At 65.5% G+C, this 979-nt stretch carries 1 protein-coding gene; it reads left to right on the forward strand.

All coding sequences use genetic code 11. The features are described from left to right. The first annotated feature begins 66 nt into the window (after nucleotides 1–66). Entirely contained in the window at nucleotides 67–957 is an 891-nt protein-coding gene (locus RNC47_RS35950; protein ID WP_311605045.1) for an IS982 family transposase, read from the forward strand. Nucleotides 958–979: the final 22 nt, after the last annotated feature.

The following is a 979-nucleotide window of genomic DNA, read 5'->3' on the forward strand; positions in this document are numbered from 1 at the left end:
CTAGATGAGTAAGTCCTAACGGCTGGTGGGGTGCATGAACGAGGTGAGGGTGTTCAAGATCCGGTTGTGTCGACCGACCTGAACACCCTCATCACGGCACTGTACGTGAAGATCGATGACGATCTGATGCTGCCGAAGCGGCTGGGACGCCCGCCTCGGCTCACGGACGCCGAGTTGCTGACGCTGGCTGTGGCCCAGGCTCTGCTCGGTGTCTCCTCCGAGGCCCGCTGGCTGCGGGTGGTCTCGACGCGGCTACCCGGCGCGTTCCCACAGATCCCGGGCCAGTCCGGCTACAACAAGCGCCTGCGCAAAGCCGCTGACCTGATCCGCCAGACCATCCGGCTACTGGCACGCGACACCGACCTGTGGCACGACGACGTCTGGCTGGTGGACTCCACTCCCGTGGAGTGCGCCCGCTCGCGGGAGACCGTCAAACGCTCCCATCTGGCGGGCTGGGCCGGATACGGCTACTGCGCCTCCCACTCCCGGTACTTCTGGGGCATGCGCCTGCACCTGCTGTGCACCCCCGCGGGATTGCCCATGGCCTGGGCACTGGCCCATCCCACGACAGACGAACGCGAAGTCCTGGCCGGGATACTGGAGGAGACCGAGCTTGTGACCAGCCACCACGGCCAACTGATCATCGCGGACAAGGGCTACGTCTCCGGCGCTCTGGACCGCTTCCTGGACAGCATCGGCCTGCGCCTGCTGCGGCCCTCCTACCGCAACCACAAGCCACGGCCCGGCCAGCACCTCCTCAAATCCGTCCGCCAGCTGATCGAAGCAGTCAACGACACCCTCAAAGGCCAGCTCACCCTCGAACAGCACGGAGCCCGCACCCCAGCAGGGATCCTCGCCCGAATCGGCCAACGCATCCTCGCCCTGACCTGCGCCATCTGGCATAACCGCACCACCGGCCAGCCCATCACACGATCGCTGACCGCCTACGACCACTAACCATTAGGACTTACTCATCTAG

The sequence above is a fragment of the Streptomyces millisiae genome (assembly GCF_031845425.1).
GTDB classification, from domain to species: Bacteria; Actinomycetota; Actinomycetes; order Streptomycetales; family Streptomycetaceae; genus Streptomyces; species Streptomyces millisiae.